The organism is Peribacillus sp. AS_2, from assembly GCF_026891895.1.
Classification (GTDB): domain Bacteria; phylum Bacillota; class Bacilli; order Bacillales; family DSM-1321; genus Peribacillus; species Peribacillus frigoritolerans.
Genome location: NZ_JAPTGA010000011.1, coordinates 95725 through 119402, shown reverse-complemented (window position 1 = coordinate 119402; position 23678 = coordinate 95725). Strand labels below are relative to the sequence as shown.

26 protein-coding genes and 5 pseudogenes are annotated in these 23678 nt (G+C 40.9%); 5 read left to right on the top strand and 26 right to left on the bottom strand.

Features of this window, described 5'->3' with window-relative positions; all coding sequences use genetic code 11:
- The 8 genes and pseudogenes from OTG27_RS19530 to OTG27_RS19490 form a co-directional block, all read right to left on the bottom strand.
- Window positions 1-507: an Rrf2 family transcriptional regulator gene (locus OTG27_RS19530; protein ID WP_063574903.1), complete on the bottom strand. Its 507-nt coding sequence runs from the start codon at window positions 505-507 to the stop codon at window positions 1-3.
- A gap of 168 nt (window positions 508-675) precedes the next feature.
- Entirely contained in the window at window positions 676-1038 is a 363-nt protein-coding gene (locus tag OTG27_RS19525) for a thioredoxin family protein (protein ID WP_371748549.1), read from the bottom strand.
- A 748-nt stretch (window positions 1039-1786) separates the two neighbouring features.
- A pseudogene (locus OTG27_RS19520) lies at window positions 1787-2167 on the bottom strand (VOC family protein).
- 45 nt (window positions 2168-2212) lie between these two features.
- A pseudogene (locus OTG27_RS26765) lies at window positions 2213-3315 on the bottom strand (family 8 glycosyl hydrolase).
- Window positions 3316-3573: 258 nt separating this feature from the next.
- A pseudogene (gene plsY / locus OTG27_RS19505) lies at window positions 3574-4157 on the bottom strand (glycerol-3-phosphate 1-O-acyltransferase PlsY).
- Between the two features lie 137 nt (window positions 4158-4294).
- Window positions 4295-4984, bottom strand: coding sequence for a VOC family protein (locus OTG27_RS19500; RefSeq protein WP_268937810.1), 690 nt, complete (start codon window positions 4982-4984; stop codon window positions 4295-4297).
- Between the two features lie 168 nt (window positions 4985-5152).
- On the bottom strand, window positions 5153-5800 hold the full coding sequence (locus tag OTG27_RS19495) for a pentapeptide repeat-containing protein (RefSeq protein WP_268937809.1): 648 nt from the start codon (window positions 5798-5800) through the stop codon (window positions 5153-5155).
- A gap of 216 nt (window positions 5801-6016) precedes the next feature.
- The gene (locus OTG27_RS19490; RefSeq protein ID WP_268937808.1) at window positions 6017-6499 is read right to left on the bottom strand and encodes a DUF4306 domain-containing protein; all 483 of its coding nucleotides are present in this window, start codon (window positions 6497-6499) and stop codon (window positions 6017-6019) included.
- A gap of 135 nt (window positions 6500-6634) precedes the next feature.
- Between OTG27_RS19490 and OTG27_RS19485 the strand changes: the two genes are divergently transcribed.
- Entirely contained in the window at window positions 6635-7279 is a 645-nt protein-coding gene (locus OTG27_RS19485) for a DUF6944 family repetitive protein (RefSeq protein ID WP_098864699.1), read from the top strand.
- On the opposite strand, the pseudogene OTG27_RS19480 reads toward OTG27_RS19485, so the two are convergent.
- A pseudogene (locus OTG27_RS19480) lies at window positions 7276-7644 on the bottom strand (VOC family protein). The gene OTG27_RS19485 and the pseudogene OTG27_RS19480 sit on opposite strands and share 4 nt — an antisense overlap.
- Window positions 7645-7865: 221 nt before the next feature.
- Complete coding sequence (locus OTG27_RS26760; RefSeq protein ID WP_374941277.1) at window positions 7866-8084, bottom strand: DUF874 family protein; 219 nt, start codon at window positions 8082-8084, stop codon at window positions 7866-7868.
- Between OTG27_RS26760 and OTG27_RS19470 the strand changes: the two genes are divergently transcribed.
- From OTG27_RS19470 to OTG27_RS19460, 3 genes are all read left to right on the top strand, one after another.
- A complete protein-coding gene (locus OTG27_RS19470) occupies window positions 8079-8204 on the top strand; it encodes a hypothetical protein (protein WP_268937806.1) in 126 nt (41 codons plus the stop codon). The two genes, OTG27_RS26760 and OTG27_RS19470, sit on opposite strands and share 6 nt — an antisense overlap.
- A 177-nt stretch (window positions 8205-8381) precedes the next feature.
- Window positions 8382-8801 (top strand): MarR family winged helix-turn-helix transcriptional regulator, encoded by a 420-nt coding sequence (locus OTG27_RS19465; protein WP_268937845.1) that lies wholly within the window; start codon window positions 8382-8384, stop codon window positions 8799-8801.
- Between the two features lie 12 nt (window positions 8802-8813).
- The gene (locus OTG27_RS19460; protein WP_268937805.1) at window positions 8814-10013 is read left to right on the top strand and encodes an MFS transporter; all 1200 of its coding nucleotides are present in this window, start codon (window positions 8814-8816) and stop codon (window positions 10011-10013) included.
- Window positions 10014-10080: 67 nt separating this feature from the next.
- On the opposite strand, the gene OTG27_RS19455 is transcribed toward OTG27_RS19460, so the two are convergent.
- The 11 genes and pseudogenes from OTG27_RS19455 to OTG27_RS19405 all read right to left on the bottom strand — a co-directional run bounded on the left by OTG27_RS19455 (window position 10081) and on the right by OTG27_RS19405 (window position 16584).
- On the bottom strand, window positions 10081-11289 hold the full coding sequence (locus tag OTG27_RS19455; RefSeq protein ID WP_268937804.1) for a hypothetical protein: 1209 nt from the start codon (window positions 11287-11289) through the stop codon (window positions 10081-10083).
- Window positions 11290-11313: 24 nt separating this feature from the next.
- Entirely contained in the window at window positions 11314-12141 is an 828-nt protein-coding gene (locus tag OTG27_RS19450) for a hypothetical protein (RefSeq protein ID WP_268937803.1), read from the bottom strand.
- Window positions 12138-12824 carry an ABC transporter ATP-binding protein gene (locus tag OTG27_RS19445; protein ID WP_268937802.1) on the bottom strand — a complete coding sequence of 229 codons (687 nt, stop codon included), beginning with the start codon at window positions 12822-12824 and terminating at the stop codon, window positions 12138-12140. The genes OTG27_RS19450 and OTG27_RS19445 overlap by 4 nt, the downstream gene beginning before the upstream one ends.
- Window positions 12821-13201, bottom strand: a complete 381-nt coding sequence (locus OTG27_RS19440) for a GntR family transcriptional regulator (protein WP_268937801.1) — start codon at window positions 13199-13201, stop codon at window positions 12821-12823. Before OTG27_RS19440 ends, OTG27_RS19445 begins: the two co-directional genes overlap by 4 nt.
- Before the next feature lie 179 nt (window positions 13202-13380).
- Window positions 13381-14136, bottom strand: a complete 756-nt coding sequence (locus OTG27_RS19435; RefSeq protein WP_034310704.1) for an AAA family ATPase — start codon at window positions 14134-14136, stop codon at window positions 13381-13383.
- Between the two features lie 172 nt (window positions 14137-14308).
- Window positions 14309-14557, bottom strand: a complete 249-nt coding sequence (locus OTG27_RS26755; protein WP_374941276.1) for a hypothetical protein — start codon at window positions 14555-14557, stop codon at window positions 14309-14311.
- Window positions 14526-14823, bottom strand: a pseudogene (locus tag OTG27_RS26750) (DUF4937 domain-containing protein). Before OTG27_RS26750 ends, OTG27_RS26755 begins: the two are co-directional and overlap by 32 nt.
- Window positions 14795-15349 (bottom strand): GrpB family protein, encoded by a 555-nt coding sequence (locus OTG27_RS19420; protein WP_268937798.1) that lies wholly within the window; start codon window positions 15347-15349, stop codon window positions 14795-14797. The pseudogene OTG27_RS26750 and the gene OTG27_RS19420 overlap by 29 nt, the downstream one beginning before the upstream one ends.
- A 127-nt stretch (window positions 15350-15476) precedes the next feature.
- A complete protein-coding gene (locus tag OTG27_RS19415; protein ID WP_268937797.1) occupies window positions 15477-15677 on the bottom strand; it encodes a GrpB family protein in 201 nt (66 codons plus the stop codon).
- Window positions 15678-15715: 38 nt separating this feature from the next.
- Window positions 15716-16216 (bottom strand): hypothetical protein, encoded by a 501-nt coding sequence (locus tag OTG27_RS19410; RefSeq protein ID WP_268937796.1) that lies wholly within the window; start codon window positions 16214-16216, stop codon window positions 15716-15718.
- Entirely contained in the window at window positions 16213-16584 is a 372-nt protein-coding gene (locus OTG27_RS19405; protein WP_268937795.1) for a hypothetical protein, read from the bottom strand. Before OTG27_RS19405 ends, OTG27_RS19410 begins: the two co-directional genes overlap by 4 nt.
- A 120-nt stretch (window positions 16585-16704) precedes the next feature.
- On the opposite strand from OTG27_RS19405, the gene OTG27_RS19400 reads away from it, so the two are divergent.
- Window positions 16705-17199 carry a VanZ family protein gene (locus OTG27_RS19400; RefSeq protein WP_268937794.1) on the top strand — a complete coding sequence of 165 codons (495 nt, stop codon included), beginning with the start codon at window positions 16705-16707 and terminating at the stop codon, window positions 17197-17199.
- 457 nt (window positions 17200-17656) lie between these two features.
- Here OTG27_RS19400 and modA read toward each other — a convergent pair whose 3' ends face one another.
- The 5 genes from modA to bioB form a co-directional block, all read right to left on the bottom strand.
- A complete protein-coding gene (gene modA, locus OTG27_RS19395) occupies window positions 17657-18448 on the bottom strand; it encodes a molybdate ABC transporter substrate-binding protein (protein ID WP_268937793.1) in 792 nt (263 codons plus the stop codon).
- 82 nt (window positions 18449-18530) lie between these two features.
- On the bottom strand, window positions 18531-19697 hold the full coding sequence (locus tag OTG27_RS19390; RefSeq protein ID WP_268937792.1) for an MGDG synthase family glycosyltransferase: 1167 nt from the start codon (window positions 19695-19697) through the stop codon (window positions 18531-18533).
- Between the two features lie 132 nt (window positions 19698-19829).
- Window positions 19830-20429: a DedA family protein gene (locus OTG27_RS19385; protein ID WP_034310668.1), complete on the bottom strand. Its 600-nt coding sequence runs from the start codon at window positions 20427-20429 to the stop codon at window positions 19830-19832.
- Window positions 20430-20446: 17 nt separating this feature from the next.
- Window positions 20447-21145 (bottom strand): polysaccharide deacetylase family protein, encoded by a 699-nt coding sequence (locus OTG27_RS19380; protein ID WP_268937844.1) that lies wholly within the window; start codon window positions 21143-21145, stop codon window positions 20447-20449.
- Window positions 21146-22515: 1370 nt separating this feature from the next.
- The gene (gene bioB, locus OTG27_RS19375; protein ID WP_063577586.1) at window positions 22516-23481 is read right to left on the bottom strand and encodes a biotin synthase BioB; all 966 of its coding nucleotides are present in this window, start codon (window positions 23479-23481) and stop codon (window positions 22516-22518) included.
- Window positions 23482-23678: the final 197 nt, after the last annotated feature.

Sequence of the window (23678 nt, the reverse complement as noted above, 5' to 3'; positions counted from 1 at the left end):
TCACTTCTTTTCACCTTTCTTTTCACGCAGTACATCACTCAATGACGCGGTATTCCAATTAAGAGTCGGTATGTCCGTGGTGCCAAAGCTTTCTTTAAGCAAATCCGCCACTGTTTGGCTGGAAAAGAACTCTATTAAAAGTTGATCCGCCCGAGAAAACATCCGACGAAGGACGTCCATTCCCTTCTCTGCATACTCTCCATCTTTAAACGCTTTTTCTATAAGTCCTGTATCCGGAAACATCGAAATAGGACCTTCCATCGCCTCAATAATTTCAAGGTTTTTAATCTTATCTACACTTTTGGCAAGAGTAAGGCCGCCGTTATTACCAGGAACGGAAGTGATTAACTGCTTTACGACCAATTTCCTTATGATTTTTTTCAAATAAGAAGGAGACACCTCTAATCGCCTGCTGATCTCATTTGACGAAAGCGGGACATTTTTATCCTGGGTAGAGAGTATAACGATGATGCATATAGCTTGCTCGACCCCTTTTGTTAATTGCAAATCATTTCACCTCTTTTAGCATGTATGTGGATATCATATATCCATAATGGATATTTGGTATCTATAATTAAACCCCGTTTCACCTTAGAAATCAAGTCATTTCCAGAAAAAATTTCTAAAAAAAAAGATGAACCCCTCATTACAGCACCATGGGGTTCACCTTTTCTTTTATAGGTCTTTTAAAAATTCATTGACCGCTTCTGGAGTTTTAGCATTTGCACTGTGCAGGTGCGCAACCTTTTCCCCATTTTTAAATACTAAAAGTGATGGAATTCCCATTACCGTTTGCTCTTCGGAAATCTCAGGGAACTCGTCACGATCGATCGTAAACCACTGTTTGTCTTGATGTTCTTGAGTGATCTCATCGATGAACATGTCTAAACGTTTGCAGTCCGGGCACCATGTAGTCGTAAAAATCCCGACCGTCAGTCCCTCTTGGTTGATTTGTTCACGATATTCTTGTTCTGTATTGATATTTTTCATGATTGTCTCCTCCGGGCTTTTCTTATCATCATACTTTAATCCATGAATTAATGTACTCAAGGATTAATATATAATTAATTCCTTCACAGCACAAACGGTTTATCCTAAAAGTATCTAACTCTTGCCCGGATATGATGCCTCGTTTTCTTTGTGTCCAAATCTCTCTTTAATGAAAGAAGAAATCCTCGAAATGAATTCCCTATTTTCATCATGAAAAGATAGTGGGAGCTTTTTTCAAAAATGATCAATTCACTGTCAGGAATCTTTTCGACGATGTGAATCGATGCCTCTACAGTCTGAAAAAATATTCAGTTGATTTCAGAAATCCGCCCCCTTTCCGCCGACTGTCTGCCAAGCCTCCTCACCGCAAGCGGCTGTGGGGCCTTGGCTAGCCAGTTATTCGGTAGGAGTGTCGCAAATTTCTTCAATCTAGCGGGTGGATTCATAAAACACTAAAAAAACATAATCAAGGTTCAGGATGAGGCCAGCCTACAGTTCTTTCTTAAAAAAACATTCCAGTTGATTGGAACGGAAGGTGCGAGACTCCTGCGGGAAAAACGTGTCCAAGGGAGACCCCGCAGGCGCAAAGAGCGTCGAGGAGGCTCCCGGACCGCCCGCGGAAAGCGAGTGCCTGGAGTGGAAATCATATAGTTACAACCAGGTCTTGTTTATGTTTTTTCGTTGTTAACGCACTTTTTTCGATCCGTCCGCTCCTCATGGTTCGGGGTGTCACTTACGGACACCCTTTGGTCAATAAACTGAAAAAAGCCACTATCCAGTGGCCTTTTCATTTCATTCATATTGGGAGAATAAGCTGCCAGGAAACACCAAACTTATCGGATACCCAGCCGAACTTCTTACTAAAGAAATGGTCACCCAATGGCATCATCAGTTAAGCTCGAATAAAGCCTGTCAATTTCCTCTTCACTATCACATGTAAGGAAAATTGAAAACGATGGTGTAAATGTAAATTGATGTTTAACATTGCTATCGATGCACATGAATTCCTGATCCTTCAAGTTAAAGGTAGCCTGCATGCTACTCCCTCTGTACCTGATTCATTTGCACCATACCGGACAATGCTGTTTATTTTTGATCCTTCGATTAAAGATGTGTAATAATTCATCGCTTCCTCCGCATTACCTTCGAACATCAAGAAAGGTGTGACCTTCATCATCCTCATCGAACTCCTTTTCATCTTTAATTGGTTTCTTCCATTGAATCATGGCGCCCACCAGTTACCGGAAGCCACGATCATTGTCTGTAATTTTATCGTATTGGCAAAATAATCATCATCATCTTTTTCCTGTATCGTCCGGTTCCATAGGCGATTAATCCATTGCTGATTGGAGGAATCCACCATGGCACTCACCATGAATGGAGCGACGAAGCTTGTACTATTCCCTTCTTCCACGGCTTTTCCGCTTAGCGTATAACCGGATTGGATATTTTCAGGGTTGCCATCCGTTTCCGCTTTAATCCAATCATTCATCTTCTTTAATTGCGGCAGCGCTCTTTCATCACCAGTCAGTAAGTAATCGAGCGTATAGCGCCATGGGGTCCTGCTGCTGTTCCAGCTATACTTGCCGTCATTCTCCCCTTCTAAAAAGTCCGCTTCTGCCGGCTGATATTCTCCCTGGGATTGTACAATGAAGTCCGGGATGAGGCCAGTATTGCCGCTTTTCTCCTTATAAATAGATAGAATGACCTTATAGGCCTTATCTCTTACATCTTTCCATTCTTCATTCCCAGTCGCCGCCTCAAATGTCTTAAAATGATTGAGAAGAAGGTCAGAGGAACGAGTCGATTGTCCGTATACGTCATCTTCATCTTCCGCCCAGTCCCCTAGTTTAACAAGGGACTGCGGCCGATTTATTTCATTCGACATGATCGCATCCAAGATGTCCTTTGCACTTGCAAGATAGTCGATCTCCCCTTCACTTCCCCACTGCCGTGAGCCAATAATAATGAATAGGCGATATCCATATCGCCATCAGTTGCTGAATCGGCATCCCCTGGCGTATTGATGATTTTACCCGATTTATCCTTTACTTGCTGCCACGCCATCAATGAAGGGTCATGATCACTTCCATGCGCCTTATAAAAACGATAAAGCCCATCAAAGTACCTCTTGTCCTCGCTGCCTGCCATGATTGCCGTTATCATCATCCCATAACCATGCGCTTCAGAAACGGTCACTGCATTCTTGGGCTCTGCATATCCTTTATCATTGTAAAAAATATAATATTCATCATTTTTACCGGCAGGCTGCTTAAGATAGTCATCTTTCCAGGTTTCATAAAAAGTCGTCACGGCAGCATCCATTTCCTCCTGGGACAGATTGTCGGGTTTTATCGTCCCCGCTTGATAGACTGTATGCTGGGGAAATGCCCGCTTACCGGCGACCTCTTTCTTTTTGGTTTGAGAATCCCATGCTATCGAGGCAATGATCCCAAAAACGATCACGCCCACCGCTATCAATAAACTTCTTTTTTTCATGGCTTTGCTCCTTGGGTTATGGTGCAGTATTCACTTAGAATATTGAGCGAACCATAAAAATTTGTATGTAATTCATTTCTGCTATCAAAAGGTCCTGCCCACTTTTGCTTCCGTGCCCTTCCATATTCTCTTTATATTTTCTCGATGCAAAATGACGACGAATAAACAAATAAATGATGAGAGTGCAATGATAAGCCTGCCTTCAAAAAATAAGCTGTATATCAATATGGAAATGATCCCCAGTATCGAACTGAGAGATACATATTTTGAAGATAGCAAACTAATGAGAAATACCGTGCAAGCAATGAATGTACCTAATGGAGCTAAAAATAAAAACACTCCCGCCGATGTTGCCACGGCCTTTCCCCCTTTAAATCCCGCGAAAACAGGAAAGGCATGGCCAATTATCGCAAGTAAGCCGCATAGTGCAGGGGAAACGTTCGAATGCACGCCACCGGGAGTATGCAGGCTATGATGCCTTTCAATAAATCAGCAAATGCTACAATCGTCCCTGCTGTTTTGCCCAATATCCTAAAACTATTAGTTGCGCCAAGATTTCCACTCCCATATCCGCGGATATCGGTATTGTAAAACGATTTCCCGATGACCAAAGCAAATGGGATGGAACCTATTAAGTAACTTAATAGGAAAATTATCATGTTAAGCATAAATTACCTTCTTCTCGTTATAATTGGAGATTATTCTTTATTCATTCTTTTACAATCCCAAAGACAAAACCATCAAAGGATATACACCAATGACAGGCAGCCCTGCTTCTGCTTTATTTCCAAAATATAAATCGACATCATTCCCCCTTTTTCATTTCCATAAATCCTTCGCCATCCAATGAAATTTCCAGATGCTGATTTATGACTAGTGAAAGCGGAAAGGTTTCCGACTCTTTATCCGAGAAAATCCAACGCCGTTTCCTTGGACCTAAAAGTAAAAACGAACCTGCTTCATGTTCACCCATGAAATTCAATCCATCTTCTCTTATCGCTTCACCATTCCATACAGGCACACCATTGCTGATCAACTGATTTCCCAAAGCCCTGACTTCATCTGTCGTAATGTTTATTTCACTGATGCACAGGACGTTGTGAGCCGAAAAAGAATCAGCCGCTGATTCGGGTGATACGGAATATCTCGCTATGAACTCGACAATGTTGCCTGAAGGGTCTAAAAAATAAAAAGACCGTGCGTCTAAAAAGCTGAAATAAACTTCGTCATCATCCTCTTCCCTGGTCAATTCCACTTTTGATTTCGCCCATGCTTTTGCCGAAGTAAATAAATTGGTCGGAATGTTCATGGCAAAGTGGTAAAAGGGCTTATCTTTGTGATGATATTTTTTGATTTCAAGCACACTATCCCCTGCCTTAATTTCAAAAGCATCATCCGTTTGCGATAGTAACTTAAATCCTAACACATCAACATAAAAATTCCGCATTTCATTCCAGGCATGACCATACAAAGTGACCTTATTGATAATCAACATTCAATCCCCCTTCCACTTAACAAATATTGTAAAGTAATACTGCATTTGTGCAAAGATTCCGTACTTTTCTATACATATCATTTTATTCACTCTGCCTATATTCACCACAAATAACTCAAAAAGGACCGCCAAATTCAGCGGTCCCTCGCTTCAGCCTTATTGAAAGGTTCACTCTTTAATTTTCAGTCCGAGCATGGCTGCAAAGACTATCGCTTGGTCCGGGGAAACTTCGCATCCTTTTAAATCTTCCGGGGATACGGTAATCCTTTGAAATGCGGAACTGCTAATATCAATTCCATTGAGCGGTGTCCGGGAAAAGTTCACTTCATTTAATCTGCATGTTTCGAACTTCACTTTAATGAATTTACACTCATAATAATCAGCACTTTCCAATGAGCAATGATCGAACCTCACTTGCTTTAAACTGGAATAACCAAAGGCACTTAAATTCAGGTTGCAATTCTCAAAGAAGACATTCCCTAAGCTTGCGTCAGAAAGGTTAATGCCTAAAAGTTTGGACTCTTTGAATTCCACACGATGAATCGAGCCGCCCATGAAATCGGCATTCGTTAAATCGCAATGATCAAAGATGACATCCGTCAGCTCGATATTCCTGAATGATACATCACTGAATGTCACATTTTTAAAAACAACCTGTGATAATACGATTTTGTCCATTTTTTCTCTATCGATCGTGCAGTTGGTTATGATACAGGACTCAAGATAAGGCTCATCTTGATAATATATTTCCTGAAAGTTCGCTTGTGTTAAGTCTTGGGGGATCTTTGGCTGTTCAATTTTGATTTTGCCTGACATATTATCACCTTTTCGCTTTAGTCTTCAATCACTGGTTTATCCAATCGATAGGGGTTCATCGCCGGTATTATAACAACTGGTCTACTAAATTTCGATTTAACTATAAACTACATTACAGTGAAGTTCAATCTAAGAATTTCGCGAAAATGACTATTATTTTTCGTTATTTTGTGTCAACAATTTGCACAAAAAAAAGCTGCCTCATCGGCAGCTTGTTTACTTCATGAACGTATTGAATCCTCTTGGCATCCAATAATAATAGAGAGCTGCAGCCATTATCGCTATCATTCCGCCTATCAGAAAAAATGCTTGAAAGATATTTCCTCCAACAGTCGGGGAATTGGATACATAACCGCTTGAAAACAGAAAAAGGACTCCAAATCCCAACAAGAATAGGGCCATCTTTTTAATCCTTCTTTGGAACAGGATATATCCCGTAAGAATGATTAAGTACGATGCGGCTAGGACCATAAGAAATGGAAATAACGGTTTGAATTTTGCGGCATACACGAAATGATCAAAATTCGAAATATCATCTGCCTCTATCGCCTGTTCATCATTTATGTGTGTGAAATGCGTGGAATGCTTCCATTCCCAAGGTCTATCCAGAATTTCGCTTCCTTCATACCAGGTACAAAACGTAAAAATCATAAAGAAAAGTGCTGCGATAATCATTTGCAAAAAATTGTTAAAAGTCAATATCATCTCCTCCAGCTGTCATTATACCAATAAATGGGTAACTTACAACCTGAGCCCAAAGTGATAAAGCATTAAGTAAACAAACACTGTTTCCTGAATAATATAATCTAACCACTTATAAGGAGCGTTTAAGATATGATCACTCATGGAAATGGAGATGACCTCCTTATTTCAGCAGCATGGTTACTTGGCATCGGCACTCTTGTTGGTGCAATCGGGCAAACCCGGCAAACTTTAACGAGCACTAATCTCGGAAAAGATCTCATCCTCAAAGGGAATGGCATTGAAGCCGTTGCAAATTCCCTGCAAGCGATCGGCCGTTCAAAAATGCTGAACCCGGAAAACGAACGTTCGGAATCCTACTTTATATTCGGCAATTGGCTTGAGGCCATTGGCAATACCGCAAATGTAGTTGGAATAGATATGCAGTTGAGTGGTTCAGAGAAGGAAGGCACGAGAACCGATGCAATCGGCAGTGGAATCCAAGGCCTGGGTGCCGCTTTTGAAACATTCGGTGCAACACTGACTGATGAGGCCATTTCACCTTTTGAGATCAAGGGAAATGGCCTCATTGCAGCCGGTTCATTTTTGGAATCGGTCGGAAATATTTTCATTTTAAATGAAAAAGTACGGATGGGAGAACAAATTCTTTTACTAGGCAGCTGGACCCAGGTTTTCGGTGCATTCATATTGATCGAGGCCTTTTCACTTGGCCCAGAGCCCGAACCTGAGAATGGGAAAGATGGAAATAATGGTTATAGCTATGCCAACTATTGTTAAGGGGCCGCGAGTTCGACCTTCATCGGATCTGGATCTTCGAAATATACAGCATAATGATCCTACCCGCCGTCAAATGGATGCTTATCGGCGTAAATGATGGTAACTCCTCCCCTTAACATTCCTGGCAACCTCATCAACCTGTTGCCGGGAAGCGGCGTGAAAGGCTAAATGGTTAAGACCCACTCGTCCCCTATGATAGGGAATGTCAAGAAACCTTGTTTCCGCTTGTACAAAAACAATGTACATCTCACCCAATCTCTAACTCCTCCCGCTTTCCCACTCCTGAAATGGCTCATAGCCCATCTCGTCCAAAAACCAGCCCCAAAATCAATGCTCCTCTTTAAATTTGAAACATACAGCTCAATATGATGAAGAAATCCCTTGACACCTGTACTCCTCCTCTTATGATCACTTTTTGGAGCGTTTACTCTTGAATTGGCGGCTTTCTCGTGAGTTTGTGCCTTTTACTCGTGAGTTTGGGCCTTTTACTCGTGAATTTTCGACTTTTACTCGTGAATTGGCGCCTTTCTCGTGAGTTTGGTCGTTTTACTCGTGAGTTTCCGACTTTTACTCGTGAATTGGCGCCTTACTCGTCAGTTTGGGCATTTACTCGTGAATTTGGTGCTTTTACTCGTGAGTTTTCGACTTTTACTCGTGAGTTTTCGACTTTTACTCGTGAGTTTTCGACTTTTACTCGTGAGTTTTCGACTTTTACTCGTGAGTTTTCGACTTTTACTCGTGAGTTTGGGCCTTTTACTCGTGAGTTTCCGACTTTTACTCGTGAATTGGCGCCTTTCTCGTGAATTGGCGCCTTACTCCTGAATTTGGTGCTTTTACTCGTGAGTTTAGGCCTTTTACTCGTGAGTTTGGGCCTTTTACTCGTGAATTTCTGACTTTTACTCGTGAATTGGCGCCTTACTCGTGAGTTTGGACTTTTACTCGTGAATTTGGTGCTTTTACTCGTGATTTCTGCCGTTCTCTCCCTTATTTCATCAAAATAACAACACAAATCCGAGTGGACAGAATGGATTTATTTTGGTATTATAGTTACTCAGGGTAACGATTACTCATGATAACTATATATTGATAAGAGGTGTTTCTGATAAAGACTTTCCAAAAATTCTTTCAGCAATTATTGCTGCTGTACCGGCCGTTTGAAAATAATCTTAATATCCAGCTGAACAAGCATGATTTACACAGGGCGCAATGGTCCATTTTGTATTACTTGAACAATTATGGTTCGGCGACGCTTGTAGAGCTTGCCAATTACCAAAGCGTGGAGAAACCCACGATTACGAGGACCATTGCCCGCTTGGAAGAGCTAGGGTATGTCGAGCATGTGCCAAGCAAAGATAAACGCGAGAAAAGGATGCGGCTTACGGAGCTTGGCAAAAAGGTCTACAGCGAAGTCCGCGTGACAATCGATCAATTTGAACAGGAAATCTTGAAAGGGATCACGGAAGAGGAACAACTCGCTGCCATACGCATCATGGGCGAAATTAGAAATAACATTATAAAGTAAGGAGATAATAACATGAATCAATCCAGTACCAGACTGTGGACGAAGGACTTTGTCATCGTTTCGTCCATCAATTTTTTCATAACATTAATCTTTTATTTACTGATGGTGACACTTGCCATCTATGCTGTTAATGAATTGGATGCTTCTACAAGCGAAGCCGGACTCATTTCGGGAATTTTTATTATCGGGACGTTGATCGGACGTCTGTTCATTGGCCGTTTCATTGATTCAATCGGCCGTAAGAAAACGTTATTCATAGGTTTGATCTTTTTCACTTTGACAACAATTCTTTATTTCGTGGACCTTGGAATCGGCTTCCTGCTTGTTAACCGCCTGATCCATGGGATGGCAATGGGGATGGCAAGTACTGCGACAGGCACGATCGTCGCGCAGATCATTCCGCCGACACGAAAGGGTGAAGGCATCGGCTATTACAGCATGAGCGCAACACTTGCGACGGCTATCGGTCCTTTCATCGGTCTGTTTATGGCCCAACATACAAGCTTCCAAATCATTTTCAGTTTCTGCCTGGCTTTAGGTGTGATCTCCCTGATTACAGCATTCTTCCTGTATGTCCCGGCATTGAAAGTGACGGCAAAAGTTACGGAAAGCAAAGGATTCAAGCTTTCCAATTTCATTGAACCTAAGGCACTGCCCATTTCAATCATCACTCTGTTATTGGCTTTCTGTTATTCCAGTGTCCTTTCTTTCATCAGTTTCTATGCCATCGAAATCGATCTGGTCAATACGGCAAGCTTCTTCTTTGTAGTGTACGCAGTAGCCGTATTGATATCCCGTCCTTTCTCAGGACCATTGATGGACCGGAAAGGATCGAACTTCATTATGTATCCGGCTTTCATTATTTTCGGAGTCGGCTTGCTGCTTCTAAGTATGACAACCAATAGTTTCACTTTACTGGCAGCTGGTTTCCTCATTGGCCTCGGATTCGGTAATATGCAATCAAGCTCGCAGGCGATTGCAGTTAAACTGACACCGCCTCACCGAATGGGGATGGCAACGTCCACCTTCTTTATCATGCTTGATGCAGGACTTGGCTTCGGCCCTTATATTCTGGGATTCATCATTCCGATTACAGGTTACAGCACACTTTATGTCATCTTGGGCGTTTTGGTCATCTTGACCTCCGTCCTTTACCACTTCCTGCACGGCAAGAAGGAACGTACAGCCAGAACGAACTTGGCTTCCATTTAAATAAAAAGGGATATCCCATTGGAGGATATCCCTTTTTCATTTAACAGCTTCTAGCAATAGTTGGTCCTTATTTTATTTCCAGGTCATCGAAATAAAGTTGAAAACTTTTGCTGTTCTTTTTATTAATGACTGTTTCACCTTTATATAAAGTCTTTCCAGTCTTTATATCTGCAATCAGAAGTTTTGCAGGCTTGTTTGATTTGCCCTCTTGATTCATTCCATTTAATAGGAAGTACACACGCCCGTTTTTAAAGGCAACGGTATATTGTTCTTCCTCATTAGCAGCTATATCAAGCTCCGTATCATTCCTTAACGTTTGACTGCTGAGGTCAAACGTTTTAATGCGATATTTGCCTGATTTCATTTCAACTGCATAAAGGTTTTTTCCGTCTGCATATCCTGACCTAGCCATGTCTAGGCTAAGTGATCCTTTTTTAACCGTTTCTAATTTTTCCGATTCATAATTATAAGATAAAAGCTTGCTTTCCTTTAGTTTTTCCTCAAAGCCATCCTCATGATTTACCCCTTTATTTACCGAAATGAATACCATGTTGTTCGGCTGTGAGGGAGCAACATCGATTGGCATCTCAAAATCAACTTGATTAGGGTCAGTATAGGTTTCAGATACAAGGGTTTTATCGCTCAAGACTTTTTTATTGGCTACATCGATCGTATACAGATGAACTTCTTTTGTCTGCTTCTCATTGTTGGAATTCACATCATTCATCGTTAAAACCTGAAGTTTTGAATGGACCAATTGCACATCCCTGACATCAGCATTCATGATTCTCCCTTGATTCGGAAGTTCAATTTGGAATGAAGTTTCCTCTTCGTCCTTCTTCTCCAGTAAACCGATATCAAACTCTGCATCCATATTCCCGCTCTTTGTATATTCGCTATTCACCCTAGCGTAAGCAAGAAAATCATCGTCTTCATATAAAGAACTAATGGAACCCTTGCCACGCATAAATGAACGATGTTCTTTTACCAATCTTTCAATTTCATGACCTTGTCTTCCAGTTAAGTTCTCCAAGTAAGACCTTTCGCTGGCATATGTCGTTGTATTGGATTCAATTGTTAATGGTTCATAAAAATTACTGCCCTTTTGAAGCGTAGCATTTATGATAACCGGAACGAGCTCTTTATCGCTGCCTTCTAGTGTCTTGAACGTATACTTTGGAAGGCTGGAAGCGGAGGAAGCTACTTTGACATAATAGGTCCCGATGCTTAAGATGACAACCATTCCAATAATGATGCTGCATAAATAACGTTTCACCTTGTTCACTCTCCTTTAAAATTGTTATACGGTAACGCGATTTTTCAATAACCAAGCACCAAGCCAAACCGATAATCCTGTCAAAATGATCCCTATTGCGAGCATCAGGCCAAATAATTCATTTGGATAGAAATAGAAATTCCCGATTTCCATTAAAACTGGGGCTAAAAACAACACAGCAGCGATTCCGCAATATAACAAGCCCATTATGAATCCTTTTATGCGGAAACTTCTTTCAAACATGATCGCCGTGAATAATATCGACATGATCATAAGACCGATGCCATAGGAAATCAGGAATTGCGTGAACGTGCTTGGAATGATCAATGACAAAATCGGATTGGCAATCGTGATAGTAGAAATTGACATTTCACTCAAGAGCGCTTCCGGCACATTCGAATTAAATAGGGCATTTTCCATAGGTAAAATGATGATTTGGAAAGCAATCAACCCTAATACCATCAGGAAGATGGACGTAGCTTTTGAAAGGTAGATCGATAATCTGGATGTCGGTAACATCAATAGACGATAAATGAACGTATTCTTTCCAAACCAATCACGATACCAAATAAGGAAAATGTAAAAAATCAGGGCAACCGCACTCAGCGCTATCGGTCCTACAAACAAGAGGCTATTGGCGATATGGTTAAAATCAATGGATCCATAATTGGTAATATAAGCGGCTTCAGATAGTCTTTCTTCTTTCATGATATCCCTGGCATCATTAAGAAGGCTCTTCGTTACGATGATCACTCCGGCAAATTGCGAAACCAAGGTGATCAACAATAAGCTAAGATAAATTTTACTGAAACGGTTGATTTCAAAGTTCACTAGTTTTATATATCGCATCATGCTTGATACACCTCTCTCATTACATCGACTACCGATTTCCCTTCCTCTTCCCGCATTTCTTCTGTATTGAACTCTTTAAGCACCGAACCGTTATCCAATAAAATGACCTTATCGATCAAATGTTCAATATCACCGATTTCATGGGTCGTGATGATGACTCCTCTATCTTCAATCAGGTGGCTCGCAAAGACATCGGCGATTTGCTCGCGGCTAAACATATCGATTCCCGAAAATGGTTCGTCCATCAGTACATAATCGACGTCAAGGGACAAACCAAGCATAAGGTTGAGCTTAGCTGTATTCCCTTTTGACAATTCCGAAATGCGATTCTCCTCTTTAAGCTTGAAAAACCCCATTAGCTGGTTAGCTCTTTCCGGATTCCATGACGTATAGAAATCCGACATGAAAACCATGGCCTGTTTAATGGTCATTTGCGGAAGCATGGTTGGTGCGTCCGGAATGAAGGTGATTTTTTCATAACTGTCCTTTGTCATCTTTTGATCATCGATCAGGATTTCACCTTTATATGGCGTCAATCCCATGATCGCTTTGAGTGTAGTCGTTTTACCGACACCATTTATCCCGATCAGACAAGTGACTTCTCCTTTATTGGCTGTAAATGAAACATCATCCAAAATCTTTTTCCGTCCATAATTCTTGGAGATCTTTTTTACTTCTATCATTTTTCTTCCTCCTCCCTTATTTCTACCGAGTATTTTTCTTTAACCACACGAAGCAGTTCATCAACCGGTACATTAATCGGACGAATCGCATCGACAAATGTATCGACGGCCGCCAAAATCAATTCCTGCCTTACAGCCTGTAAAATCGTTTCATTCGTCGTGATTTGACTGGGGAAATTTCGTTCTGTATGAATCAAGCCCTGTTCCTCCATTTCTTTATACGCTTTTTGAGCGGTATTGGGATTTATATTGAGTGAAGCCGCCAGTTCTCTTCGGGAGGGAATTTCCTGCCCCGCTACGAAATTACCAATGGCTATTTGTTCTTTAAAGTGCCTAACGACTTGCAGATATACCGGTTCCCGGGTATTTACGTTCATTAAAACCACCCCCTATTTATTTAAAAAAGTCTGATATGTGTGTATGTACTAAGTGGTTCATACACCTTATAGATGTACTATACCCGTAATACACCTAAGCTGTCAACAACCAATTCCAAAAAAATGAAAACCCCGAATGCGCAGTGCAGACGGGGTTTTTCATTGGAGAAGCTAAAATCTCATTGAAACAGATGATGAAGCAGCCGATCTTTATCTTCGAAAAACTGTTTCATTAACAAATAGTGATTGGACTCCTCTAATGCCACCTCACTCATTCCCTCATCTGAAATTTGGAGGATTTTAGCATCCGGATAGGCCATGATGATCGGGGAATGGGTGGAAATGATGAATTGAGATCCTTGTTGAACAAGCTCATTTATCCTGGCCAGCATCGATATTTGCCTCAATGGGGATAAAGCAGCTTCAGGCTCATCGAGAATATACAATCCATCGCCTTGAAATCGTTCTACAAAAGCAGAAAAAAACGATTCCCCATGGGATTGCTGGTGTAACGATTTTCCACCGAAGGAATCGATGATTTTCGACCCAAACGATGACTCCCTGTCCAATTCCTCTATATTCGTAGCCAAATTATAAAAGGTTTCCGCCCTAAAGAAAAAATGATCCTTCGGTTTGTATACGCCTTTTTTCAAACGGAGGTATTCGTCCAAATTGGAATGTGAATCATAATTGGAAAAATTGAAATTCAACGTTCCGCCTTCTGGATTGAAGCCATACGCTATCGCAATACCTTCAAGCAAGGTGGACTTTCCCATTCCATTTTCCCCGATGACATAGGTAACACTGGGATGAAAAGCCACTTCCTGAAGGTGCCTGATAACCGGAAGATCAAGAGGGAAATGGTCATACGAAGATATTCGGTCTCTATTGAGGTAGATGCCCCTGATATACTGTGAATCATAATCTAATTTCATTTGTTATCCCCTTCTGTAGAAAATGTATTTAGTGCCATTCCATTAAGAAAGCAACAATCCAAGACGCCATAGATTGATAATGTTTGATTCTAAATGAACATCCACTTTGGATGCAATTCAATTAAACTTACTGAAATTCGCTGGGTTGAATCTTTCACTCCCGCTTCTTTTATCAATGCAGGCAATTCCTTATACGCATACCGTTGATGTGAATATGCATTGTCCCATATGATGCGGCCAAATATCTGCCGTTTTGCCTTTTACCGAATGCGCCTGACAGCATGCCCGGTATCATCCCCCTGTTCCCTGCATCTTTTGGCACCTGCTCAAAACGGGCTTGTTTAACATTTTCAACAGAACATTCAGCCACTCGAAGTAATTTTCCCTTATCAACAATATCCGTAATGCCTGTTCTTCCCATATTGGATATGCTCTCGAATATATCGAAAGAAATACGTACTTCCCTGGTCACTACTGGCGAATATTTCACCATGCTGATGCTCCATGAAACGTTGATAACAATGGAGATCATTCCAAACGGAGAGAATGCCTGCTTCACATGGTTCATTTCTATTCCACGATTTGACCGATGAAGCCATCACAATGACGCAATTCTACCCATCCCTCTTGTGCTTCTGAAAATGAACGCTTGTTTTCCTCATTCACTTGGCATTTGATCCACTTCATTAACATGATGACCACCACGCTTCGCCCAATGTTTCGCTTTTTCATCGACCTTTTTGATAAAATCATTTTTCCCGTTTACATATCCTTTAATATCATCTGGAAATTCCGCTGCCAAGCGTTTCTTCAGCCTACTATACTCTTGTGCTTCATCAGGGTGTGATAGCAAATAATCCCGAAAAGCGAGGTGTCGGGCAATTTCTTCATGTCCTTTTTGGAACATGTGAATATGGTGCGTCCTCTCATCCCCGCCTTTACGAAAAAACCGTCGTCCAGCGATTCCGTTCTCCCCCTTGGCATCATACCCCAGCTCTTCCATCTCTTTATTAAAGTCAGCGACACATTCCACATCTTTCACCACTGCCAAAATATCTATTACAGGCTTGGCATGTATGGCCGGGATGGCCGTACTGCCAATATGGTATACATTCATCATTTCAGGCCCGAAAATATCCTCTAATTTTTGGCATTCATCATGAAATAGCTTGGACCATTCTTTCTTATATGGTACGACCTCTACCTTTCTCATGAAAGCCTCCTTGATAGGAATTTGCGTGTACACATTCCGTTTTACCATTTCCTAATTTTAACACCAATGTGCATGCATCACAAAAAAGCAGCCGGGATAATAACCCCAGTTGCTTTTTGGATAACGCTTACATTTCATTTGTTTTACTTCGCTTTTTATATGGAAGCCACATTTTGATCTTTCCCCCCAACCCCATGACGGATGTACTTCCAATATGCTCGACACAAAGGGAATCGTTCTTTAAAACCTCCATTATCCTCGCTTTTTCCTGATGGAATTCACTGACCCAATCAGGGTTATATTCCTCGATTTTCACTGTTTTTTCCATTTAATCACTCAACTTTACATGAAATCGTATGACCGCCATCATTTTTCATCACGCGACCATTTTACGATGGGATCTTGCGTGCTCGGCTCATAGTAAGTTCCGGCATACACCTTTTCTTTTCCCGTTATTTTATTCGTTCGGATGACTGTATATCTTCCTTTATCATAATTTTTGGTAAGATGATATGTCCGGTATGAAAACCCCTTTTCGGGCCCGGTTAACTTTTCTTTAGTTTTATACGCTTGAGGTTTATTCAAGTGCTCTTTCACTACACTTTTAATATTCAGCGGCGTGCCCTCAAGCTTGACATCAATTCGGAAATTGGCATCCCTGGTCTCTGTTTTCCCTGAAGGAACGGATGCCATTTCGATCGTATCATGGGTTTGTTCCGAGAATGTTTTTGTGACACTGTATGAATAAAGGATATTCATGGAACTTATATTATGCTTCATTTTGCCAGCAAATTCAGGCATGGCAACATTCAATAGAAAGGTGATCGATATACATGCGATTAATATGATAAGTGAAATTTTCTTCATATTTCCTCTTTCTCAACTATGTATTCTTGTAATTCAACTTGTTCATTTCCCTTAGGAATAATCCCAAATTTGGCTATTAATAGAATGGCAAGAAAACTGAAACTGCAAAAACTTGTATTATCACTTGTAACAAATGAAGCCTGTATAATTCGGGATGCCAATAATGAATTCAAAATATAAGAAAAAAGAAACCCTGAATAAGATAGGCAAACCAGATAGTTTCCAACCAATGCCCTCTTGTAATGTACATACTCCGACTTATTTCCCTTCCTGATACTGACACAATGTCTAAATTGCCTAATGAGACCGTATGTGAAACCAATAATTAATATGACCGCAATGATAAAATCAATTATTGCTTCCTCCACTGTTTTACCCCTCCCTGGTAATTTGAACAAAAAAATATAGTAAATTATTACATTAAACTCATCATATACCATTTATGATAAAATGATAAATATTTCCCACTTTAATATTGGAGTTGTATCATGAAAATTTTTGTGAAAATAGTATTATCGTTATCTATGGTTCTATATCTATTAATCCTTACAAAGCTCATTTTATTTAAAACCTTCTCGATAACCGAAATGAATGGTCATATAAGTTTTTCCCATGGCCACTATTGGGGGTCCCATAACTTCATCCCTTTTAAAACCATTGCCCATTACCTGTTCTTAGCGGATGTTAACCCATCGATCCGGATTGAAAATATAGCGGGGAATATCATCGGTTTTGTACCTTTTGGCTTGATGCTTCCCTTACTGTCAAAAAGGTTTTCCCAACTCAAATCGATCTTGATTGCAACATTCTGTCTTAGTTTCACCTATGAGATTCTTCAGCTTTTATTTGAATTAGGAAGTTTTGATACCGATGATTTGATCCTGAATACTCTCGGCGGGGTTATAGGATACCTGCCTATTAAACTGTTTTACATCGTTTTCAAAAAGAATGGTACCAGTCGCAGTCAAGCCAAAGGACAGTAATGTGCTGTCCTTCTTTTGTCACAAGGCCCATATTACGCAGCGATTGAAAAACGATTACATGCATGTCCTTATTCTTACGTGTAAGGCAAGAAGAGGTTTTAATATAAAGGAAAATATACCTAATATTACTGCGGATGAATAAAAAAAAGACCACCAGATTGGTGGTTAGAGTTTGCCTACATTTTTTTATGGCTTGTACAATGAACGTCGATTTCCGCTACAGGCACTCGCTTTCCGCGGGCGGTCAGGGAGCCTCCTCGGCTTGCGCCTGCGGGGTCTCCCTAGACACGCTTTTCCCGCAGGAGTCTCGCACCTTACTCTCCAATCGACTTTGTTTTAACATTTAGTTAGAAACCATACCTGATGAGTTGAGGGTGTTAGCTTGGGAACTTCATTTGATGAAAGAGATATTTTCCGAACCCCTTTTGTCTACAAACTGAGGCCACCGGATTGGCGGTTATTTCAAATTCTTAAATCCGTATTTTTCAAAGATTTTCATGGAGGCTTCCGTTTGGAGATAGTCATAGAATAGCTTGGCTTCCTTGGCATGATCCAGGTTATTTATCATTCCCACGGGATATATGATCGGATCATGTAAATCTCCCTGGGCTGTTGCAATGATCTCAACTTTTGATGAGTTGAGCGCATCCGTTTTATAAACGAGGCCTGCGTCCACATTTCCCGTTTCCACATATGTAAGCACTTGCCGGACATCCTTGGCATATACTAATCGATCTTCCACCTCTTTGAAAAGGTTCATGTTTTCCAAAGTTTGTTTCGCATATTGCCCTGCCGGTACAGACTCTGGAGTGCCAATCGAAATTTTATCGGCCTTTGTGAGGTCTTCCAGTGATCCGATTCCCTTTTTGGAATCCTTTGGCACCACCAGCACCAGGTCATTGCCGACTAAATCGATTCCATTCTTCTCTTCAATAAGATCTTCCTCTATTAATTTATCAAATTCATCTTCTGCTGCTGAGAAAAACAGGTCAACAGGTGCGCCTTGGGATATCTGTTGCTGAAGAGCTCCAGAGGCCCCAAAGTTATAATGAACTTCCACATTTGCATTCTCTTTTTCAAAAGACTTCTTTATATCATTCAAGGCATCTTGCAAACTTACAGCTGCGGAAACCGTCAATTCCACTTTTCCTCCGGCTTGCGGCTTCATTTCCGTTTCATCACTTGAACACCCTGCCCCCGCCATCACAAGCATCATCATCAAAAAAATCATAAGGTATGTTTTTTTCAAAGTCACTCTTCCTTCCGACCTTTCATTATAGGATGGCTGCTAATTCAGCAGCCTTCCGTATCCATTCTGGAACACCATGCATTTAGCTATAAAGAAGTTTGGGCTGTCGGGCTAGATAGGAAGGCGTACCATTTTGATTAAGATCAAGGATCAATTTCATGACCTCCACTATTCCCTCGGGTTTCTCCAACTCTATTTCCTTATGATAGGACTCTATGGATGTGTTCCATTTCTTCATTTTTTTCTGATCCTTCAATATACTCAGCAATTGTTTTTCAAATGGCGTTTTCTGATTAAGTTTAAATACAAGGCCTTGCTGTTTTAGATACTGCAGATTGATTTCCTCCTGCCCCGGTAGCCTGGAATGAACAAAGATCGGAAGCCTTTTTCGCAATGATTCACTGATCGTGACACCGCCCGGTTTCGTAACGATTGCGTCAACTTCTTCATAAAGTTTATTCATTTCAGACCTTGATGAGATATAGGGCAATGGTTTGATATGAGGTAAGTTCCATGTATTGATTTCTTCATAAAGCTTGTTGTTATTTCCGCAAAGAACTAAATAATCAAAGTCGGTTGAATTCTTTAACTCATCACCTAAGTTCAAAATCCCTCCCAGACCGCTATTTCCTCCGGATATCAAGATTTTTGACCGTTCTGTGTTTCTTTGGACACGGGCATTTTTTGTGATTTCCTCGTGCACGGGAATGCCAGTGACCATCATCGTTTGTTTTGGTATTTGGCGCTTACTCATCAGCTTTTCTTTCACTTCTTGACTAGGAAGAAAGTGGGCATCTATCCCTTCGGTTCCCCACACATTATTAATAAAAAAGTCCGTGTACACGTTTATTACCGGTGTGCTGCACTTCCCTTTCATCTTTAACTGACTCAAAAGATATGAAGGGAAACCGTGTGTACACACAATTAAATCAGGATTTTCTTCCGCTATCAATCGTTCCATCTTATTCATGAATAATTGCTGATACCATTTACATACACTTTCCTTTTGCGAGTGAACATAAAACAGGTTCTTGTAGGCAAGATTATAGGTTTCCGGCGCATAACGGATCCATGTCAGATAACTATTTGCAATGAATTTTTCTAGAGAGGTATTGGTATAGCTGATTAAATCTATTTTTTTATAAGCAATCCCATTCGAATGCTTTTTTAACATATCCATCAATGCCTCTGCAACTTGATGATGTCCCGACTGCATTCGAAAGAGAGGTAAAAACAAAATCTTCTTCATATGTGTCATCTCCTAAGAAATCATTCTGAAAATACAAAATATATAGTTCATGATATCTTCCTCTTACAATATCGTTGAACAAATTCCTTAAATCGATTTTTTATTTCCGACGTTTTTTAATAAGGAGCCGACTCAACTTTTGGATCTTTGTTTTCTCTTTTTAATGTATTTGATAGTAACATAGAGTACAAAAATAACTAAAAATACAACACCTAAATATGGAACATATTTGGGATTAACATTAAAAGCATCCCCCACATAATAACCGGCCACTATAAAAGGGACGGTCCATAGTATAGTGCCTAATAGGGAAAAGAGGAAGTATTTCCGAAAGGGTATAGAAGAGATTCCTGCAAAATATGGACTTATTTGCCTCATCCCCGGAATATAAAATCCCAATACTAACGTTTTTCGTGCATTATCCGTATAGTTTCTCTTTGCTTTCTCCCAGCGTTCAGCCGTAATCCCAATGAATCTTCCATATTTATTTATAAATGGATACCCCACATATTTTCCGCATGCATAAGCTGCAAGCATTCCGATAAAGGCACCGAGAATTGCACACAGCATCGCTAAACCCATAGAGAGCTTACCTTGGACAACCAGCACCCCAATTAGAAATAGAAGTGATTCTTCTGGAGCAGGCACTCCCACGATGCCGAAGAATAAAAAAAGAAAAATGATCAGGTATCCATATGAATCAATAAAATGTATAAGCGTATCTATATCCATAATACCCCCAGAATTAGTTATAAGTCTTTTAAAGAAATAAAGTGTGTTCCTTTTTCCTTACTCTCCTGCAGGTAAATTTTTAACATTTCAATCATATAGCCTGGTGCCTCTTTATCCGCTCCCAATGTTTCACCACAGTCATGAAGCAATAGGATGGAACCTTCTGTTGAAGTGCTTCGAAGCTGATCAAGCAGAGTATTTTTGCAATTTTCGACTTTCCAATCCCCATAGATGCCGGACCACATAATCACTTTATATTTCCTACTGAATAGTGGGGTGAACATATTGAAATGGCCCCATGGCGGTCTATAAAAAATCACCTTTTCATTCGTGCATTCCGTTATCGCCTTTTCAGTCATTTCCAACTGTTTTCGCAGATGAATTGGTGATAGGACCCAACTTGAAACATGATGAAAATGATGGATACCTATCGTATGTCCCTCTTCATGCATTCTTTTAATAATCCCAGGATTACTTTTCACTTTACTGCCCACAACAAAAAATGTGGCCTTTATCTCATATTCTTTTAAAAGATCAAGTAATTTCATGGTATATTCAGGGTTTGGGCCATCATCGAAAGTTAGCGCAATCCCATTAATCGAATTGATTTTTTTGGTTATTCCCAAGCTGCATACACGAATTAGCACCGTTGGGATAATAGTATAAAATATTAATAGCAATAATAAAATAATAAAACTAATCAGCCATATATGCATCACACAAAACTATCCTCTCATTATTGATATTACCAATACTGATCCTTTCCCTATATCATTATCTTTTACTACAATGCAGCAAATGTTATAGTATTCAGGTAATTCATTATAAAACCTCACTAACAATTTAGCATTTTTTTGTCATTATTTTCACTTATCATTATTTTTTTATTTTTGTAAAGGTTGAAGGACATTAGTTCTATTACTGCAATGTCTGCAGTTTTTTTCTTTAAAAACCGTTCCAGTTGATTCCAGAAATCCGCTCCCTTTCCGCCGACTGTCTGCCAAGCCTCCTCGCCGGTAAACGGCTGTGGGGTCTCGGCTAGCCAGTTATTCGGCAGGAGTGTCGCAAATTTCTTCCATCCTTTAAGGATTACTGTAAAAACATGAAGGATCCCCTATCTTAAGCTCGCTTCGGGATGTGTCCGAGCCTACAGTTTTTTCTTGAGATTACATTCCAGTTGATTCCAGAAATCTGCTCCCTTTCCGCCGACTGTCTGCCAAGCCTCCTCGCCGGTAAACGGCTGTGGGGTCACGACTAGCCAGTTATTCGGCAGGAGTCTCGCAAATTTCTTCCATCCTTTTAGGAATACTGTAAAAACATGTAGGATCCCCTATCTTAAATCTACTTCGGGATACGTCCGAGCCTACAGTTTTTTCTTGAGATTACATTCCAGTTGATTCCAGAAATCCGCTCCCTTTCCGCCGACTGTCTGCCAAGCCTCCTCGCCGGTAAACGGCTGTGGGGTCTTGACTAGCCAGTTATTCGGCAGGAGTCTCGCAAATTTCTTCCATCCTTTAAGGATTACTGTAAAAACATGTAGGATCCCCTATCTTAAATCTACTTCGGGATACGTCCGAGCCTACAGTTTTTTCTTGAGATTACATTCTAGTTTATTCCAGAAACCCACTCCCTTTCCGCCGACTGTCTGCCAAGCCTCCTCGCCGGTAAACGGCTGTGGGGTCTCGACTAGCCAGTTATTCGGCAGGAGTCTCGCAAATTTCTTCCATCCTTTAAGGATTACTGTAAAAACATGAGGTATTCCCTATCTTTAAACTTGCTTCGGGATGTGTCCGAGCCTTCAGTTTTTTCTTGAAATTACATTCCAGTTGATTCCGGAAATCAGCTCCCTTTCCGCCGACTGTCTGCAAAGCCTCTTCACCGTAAGCGGCTGTGAAGTCTTGGCTAGCCAGTTATTCGGCAGAAGTGTCGCTCATTCAATCCAATAAGGAATACTGTAAAAAACAACTAGTCTTGTTTAAGATAATGGTTCAAAGTGGGATTATTCCGAACCTCCTTTTATCGACTAACTAAAAAAAAACACCCTAAGGGTGTTTTTTTAGTTTCTCTCAATAATCTTCTTTATCAATTAAAGGGCACATTCTTCAATTTCAAATCCCAGGTCTTCAATGATTCCCCAGTCCGCTGTGGGTTCTTGACCAGCTGTCGTTAAATAGTCGCCGACGAAGATGGAATTGGCTGCATAAAGTGCCATGGGCTGCATGGAACGAAGATTGACCTCCCGGCCGCCGGCCAGGCGGATTTCCTTACTCGGATTAACGAATCTCATCATCGAAATCAATTTCAGGCATTTAGTGGGGGTCAGCTCGGAAGTTCCCTCTAGCGGCGTTCCGTCAATTGCATTGAGAAAATTACAAGGAATGGAATCTGCATCAAGGCTGCGTAAGGATAGAGCGACTTCCACCGCTTCCGCCTCAGATTCACCCATTCCGAAAATGGCTCCAGAGCATGGGGACATTCCGGCTTCTTTCACAGCTTCCACTGTATCTACCCGGTCTTCATATGTATGTGTCGATGTAATTTTACTGTAGTTTTCCTGTGATGTATTCAAGTTGTGGTTATAGCGATGAACGCCTGCTTCCGCTAGTTTACCGGCATGTTCCTCATTCAGGAAACCTAAACAGCAGCAGATTTTAAGATCCGTCGTTTCGCGGATTTCTTTTACCGCTTCAATGACATGATCGATTTCCCTGTTGGTCGGACGACGGCCAGAAGCGACAATGCAATAAGTACCCGCCTTCCGGCGAATTGATTCTTGCGCTCCCTCGACAATCTTTTCTTTAGTCAGCCAAGCATATTTATCGATCGGGGCCTCCGACACGATCGACTGCGAGCAGTAGCCGCAATCTTCGGGACATAATCCTGATTTCGTATTGATGATCATATTCAATTTTACCTTTTTCCCATAATGATGCTTACGTATGAGATAGGCTGCATTCAGAATTTCCAAAACCTCTTCGTCTGGGGCTTGGACGATGGATAATGCCTCTTCCTCCGTCACTTTATGTCCTTTGATAACGTTCTCCGCTAACATCTTCCAATCCCTTACCAATGTTTCCAAACCTATCCCTCTTTTCTTTTATTTTGTGCCGAATCGCCATCCTTGAAAAAGAACATATCCTGTTTCGGTTCTCCGCACATAAAACGGAAGATATTCAGTAATAGACCCGCTTCCTGCAACCTGCTGCTCCAGCCGCGAGTTTACCTAAACCACTTTCCCCTCCAACCAAC

Excerpts from the sequence above, each read along its gene's own strand:
- OTG27_RS19435 (WP_034310704.1), bottom strand. The coding sequence starts at position 14,136 with ATGAAATTAGATTATGATTCACAGTATATCAGGGGCATCTACCTCAAT.
- OTG27_RS19485 (WP_098864699.1), top strand. The coding sequence starts at position 6,635 with ATGATCACTCATGGAAATGGAGATGACCTCCTTATTTCAGCAGCATGG.
- OTG27_RS19410 (WP_268937796.1), bottom strand. The coding sequence starts at position 16,216 with ATGAAGAAAATTTCACTTATCATATTAATCGCATGTATATCGATCACC.
- OTG27_RS19380 (WP_268937844.1), bottom strand. The coding sequence starts at position 21,145 with ATGCATATATGGCTGATTAGTTTTATTATTTTATTATTGCTATTAATA.
- OTG27_RS19415 (WP_268937797.1), bottom strand. The coding sequence starts at position 15,677 with ATGGAAAAAACAGTGAAAATCGAGGAATATAACCCTGATTGGGTCAGT.
- OTG27_RS19450 (WP_268937803.1), bottom strand. The coding sequence starts at position 12,141 with ATGATGCGATATATAAAACTAGTGAACTTTGAAATCAACCGTTTCAGT.
- OTG27_RS19390 (WP_268937792.1), bottom strand. The coding sequence starts at position 19,697 with ATGAAGAAGATTTTGTTTTTACCTCTCTTTCGAATGCAGTCGGGACAT.
- OTG27_RS19495 (WP_268937809.1), bottom strand. The coding sequence starts at position 5,800 with ATGTCAGGCAAAATCAAAATTGAACAGCCAAAGATCCCCCAAGACTTA.
- OTG27_RS19400 (WP_268937794.1), top strand. The coding sequence starts at position 16,705 with ATGAAAATTTTTGTGAAAATAGTATTATCGTTATCTATGGTTCTATAT.
- OTG27_RS26755 (WP_374941276.1), bottom strand. The coding sequence starts at position 14,557 with ATGGGAAGAACAGGCATTACGGATATTGTTGATAAGGGAAAATTACTT.
- OTG27_RS19385 (WP_034310668.1), bottom strand. The coding sequence starts at position 20,429 with ATGGATATAGATACGCTTATACATTTTATTGATTCATATGGATACCTG.
- OTG27_RS19445 (WP_268937802.1), bottom strand. The coding sequence starts at position 12,824 with ATGATAGAAGTAAAAAAGATCTCCAAGAATTATGGACGGAAAAAGATT.
- bioB (WP_063577586.1), bottom strand. The coding sequence starts at position 23,481 with ATGTTAGCGGAGAACGTTATCAAAGGACATAAAGTGACGGAGGAAGAG.
- OTG27_RS19440 (WP_268937801.1), bottom strand. The coding sequence starts at position 13,201 with ATGAACGTAAATACCCGGGAACCGGTATATCTGCAAGTCGTTAGGCAC.
- OTG27_RS19460 (WP_268937805.1), top strand. The coding sequence starts at position 8,814 with ATGAATCAATCCAGTACCAGACTGTGGACGAAGGACTTTGTCATCGTT.
- OTG27_RS19420 (WP_268937798.1), bottom strand. The coding sequence starts at position 15,349 with ATGAGAAAGGTAGAGGTCGTACCATATAAGAAAGAATGGTCCAAGCTA.
- OTG27_RS19500 (WP_268937810.1), bottom strand. The coding sequence starts at position 4,984 with ATGTTGATTATCAATAAGGTCACTTTGTATGGTCATGCCTGGAATGAA.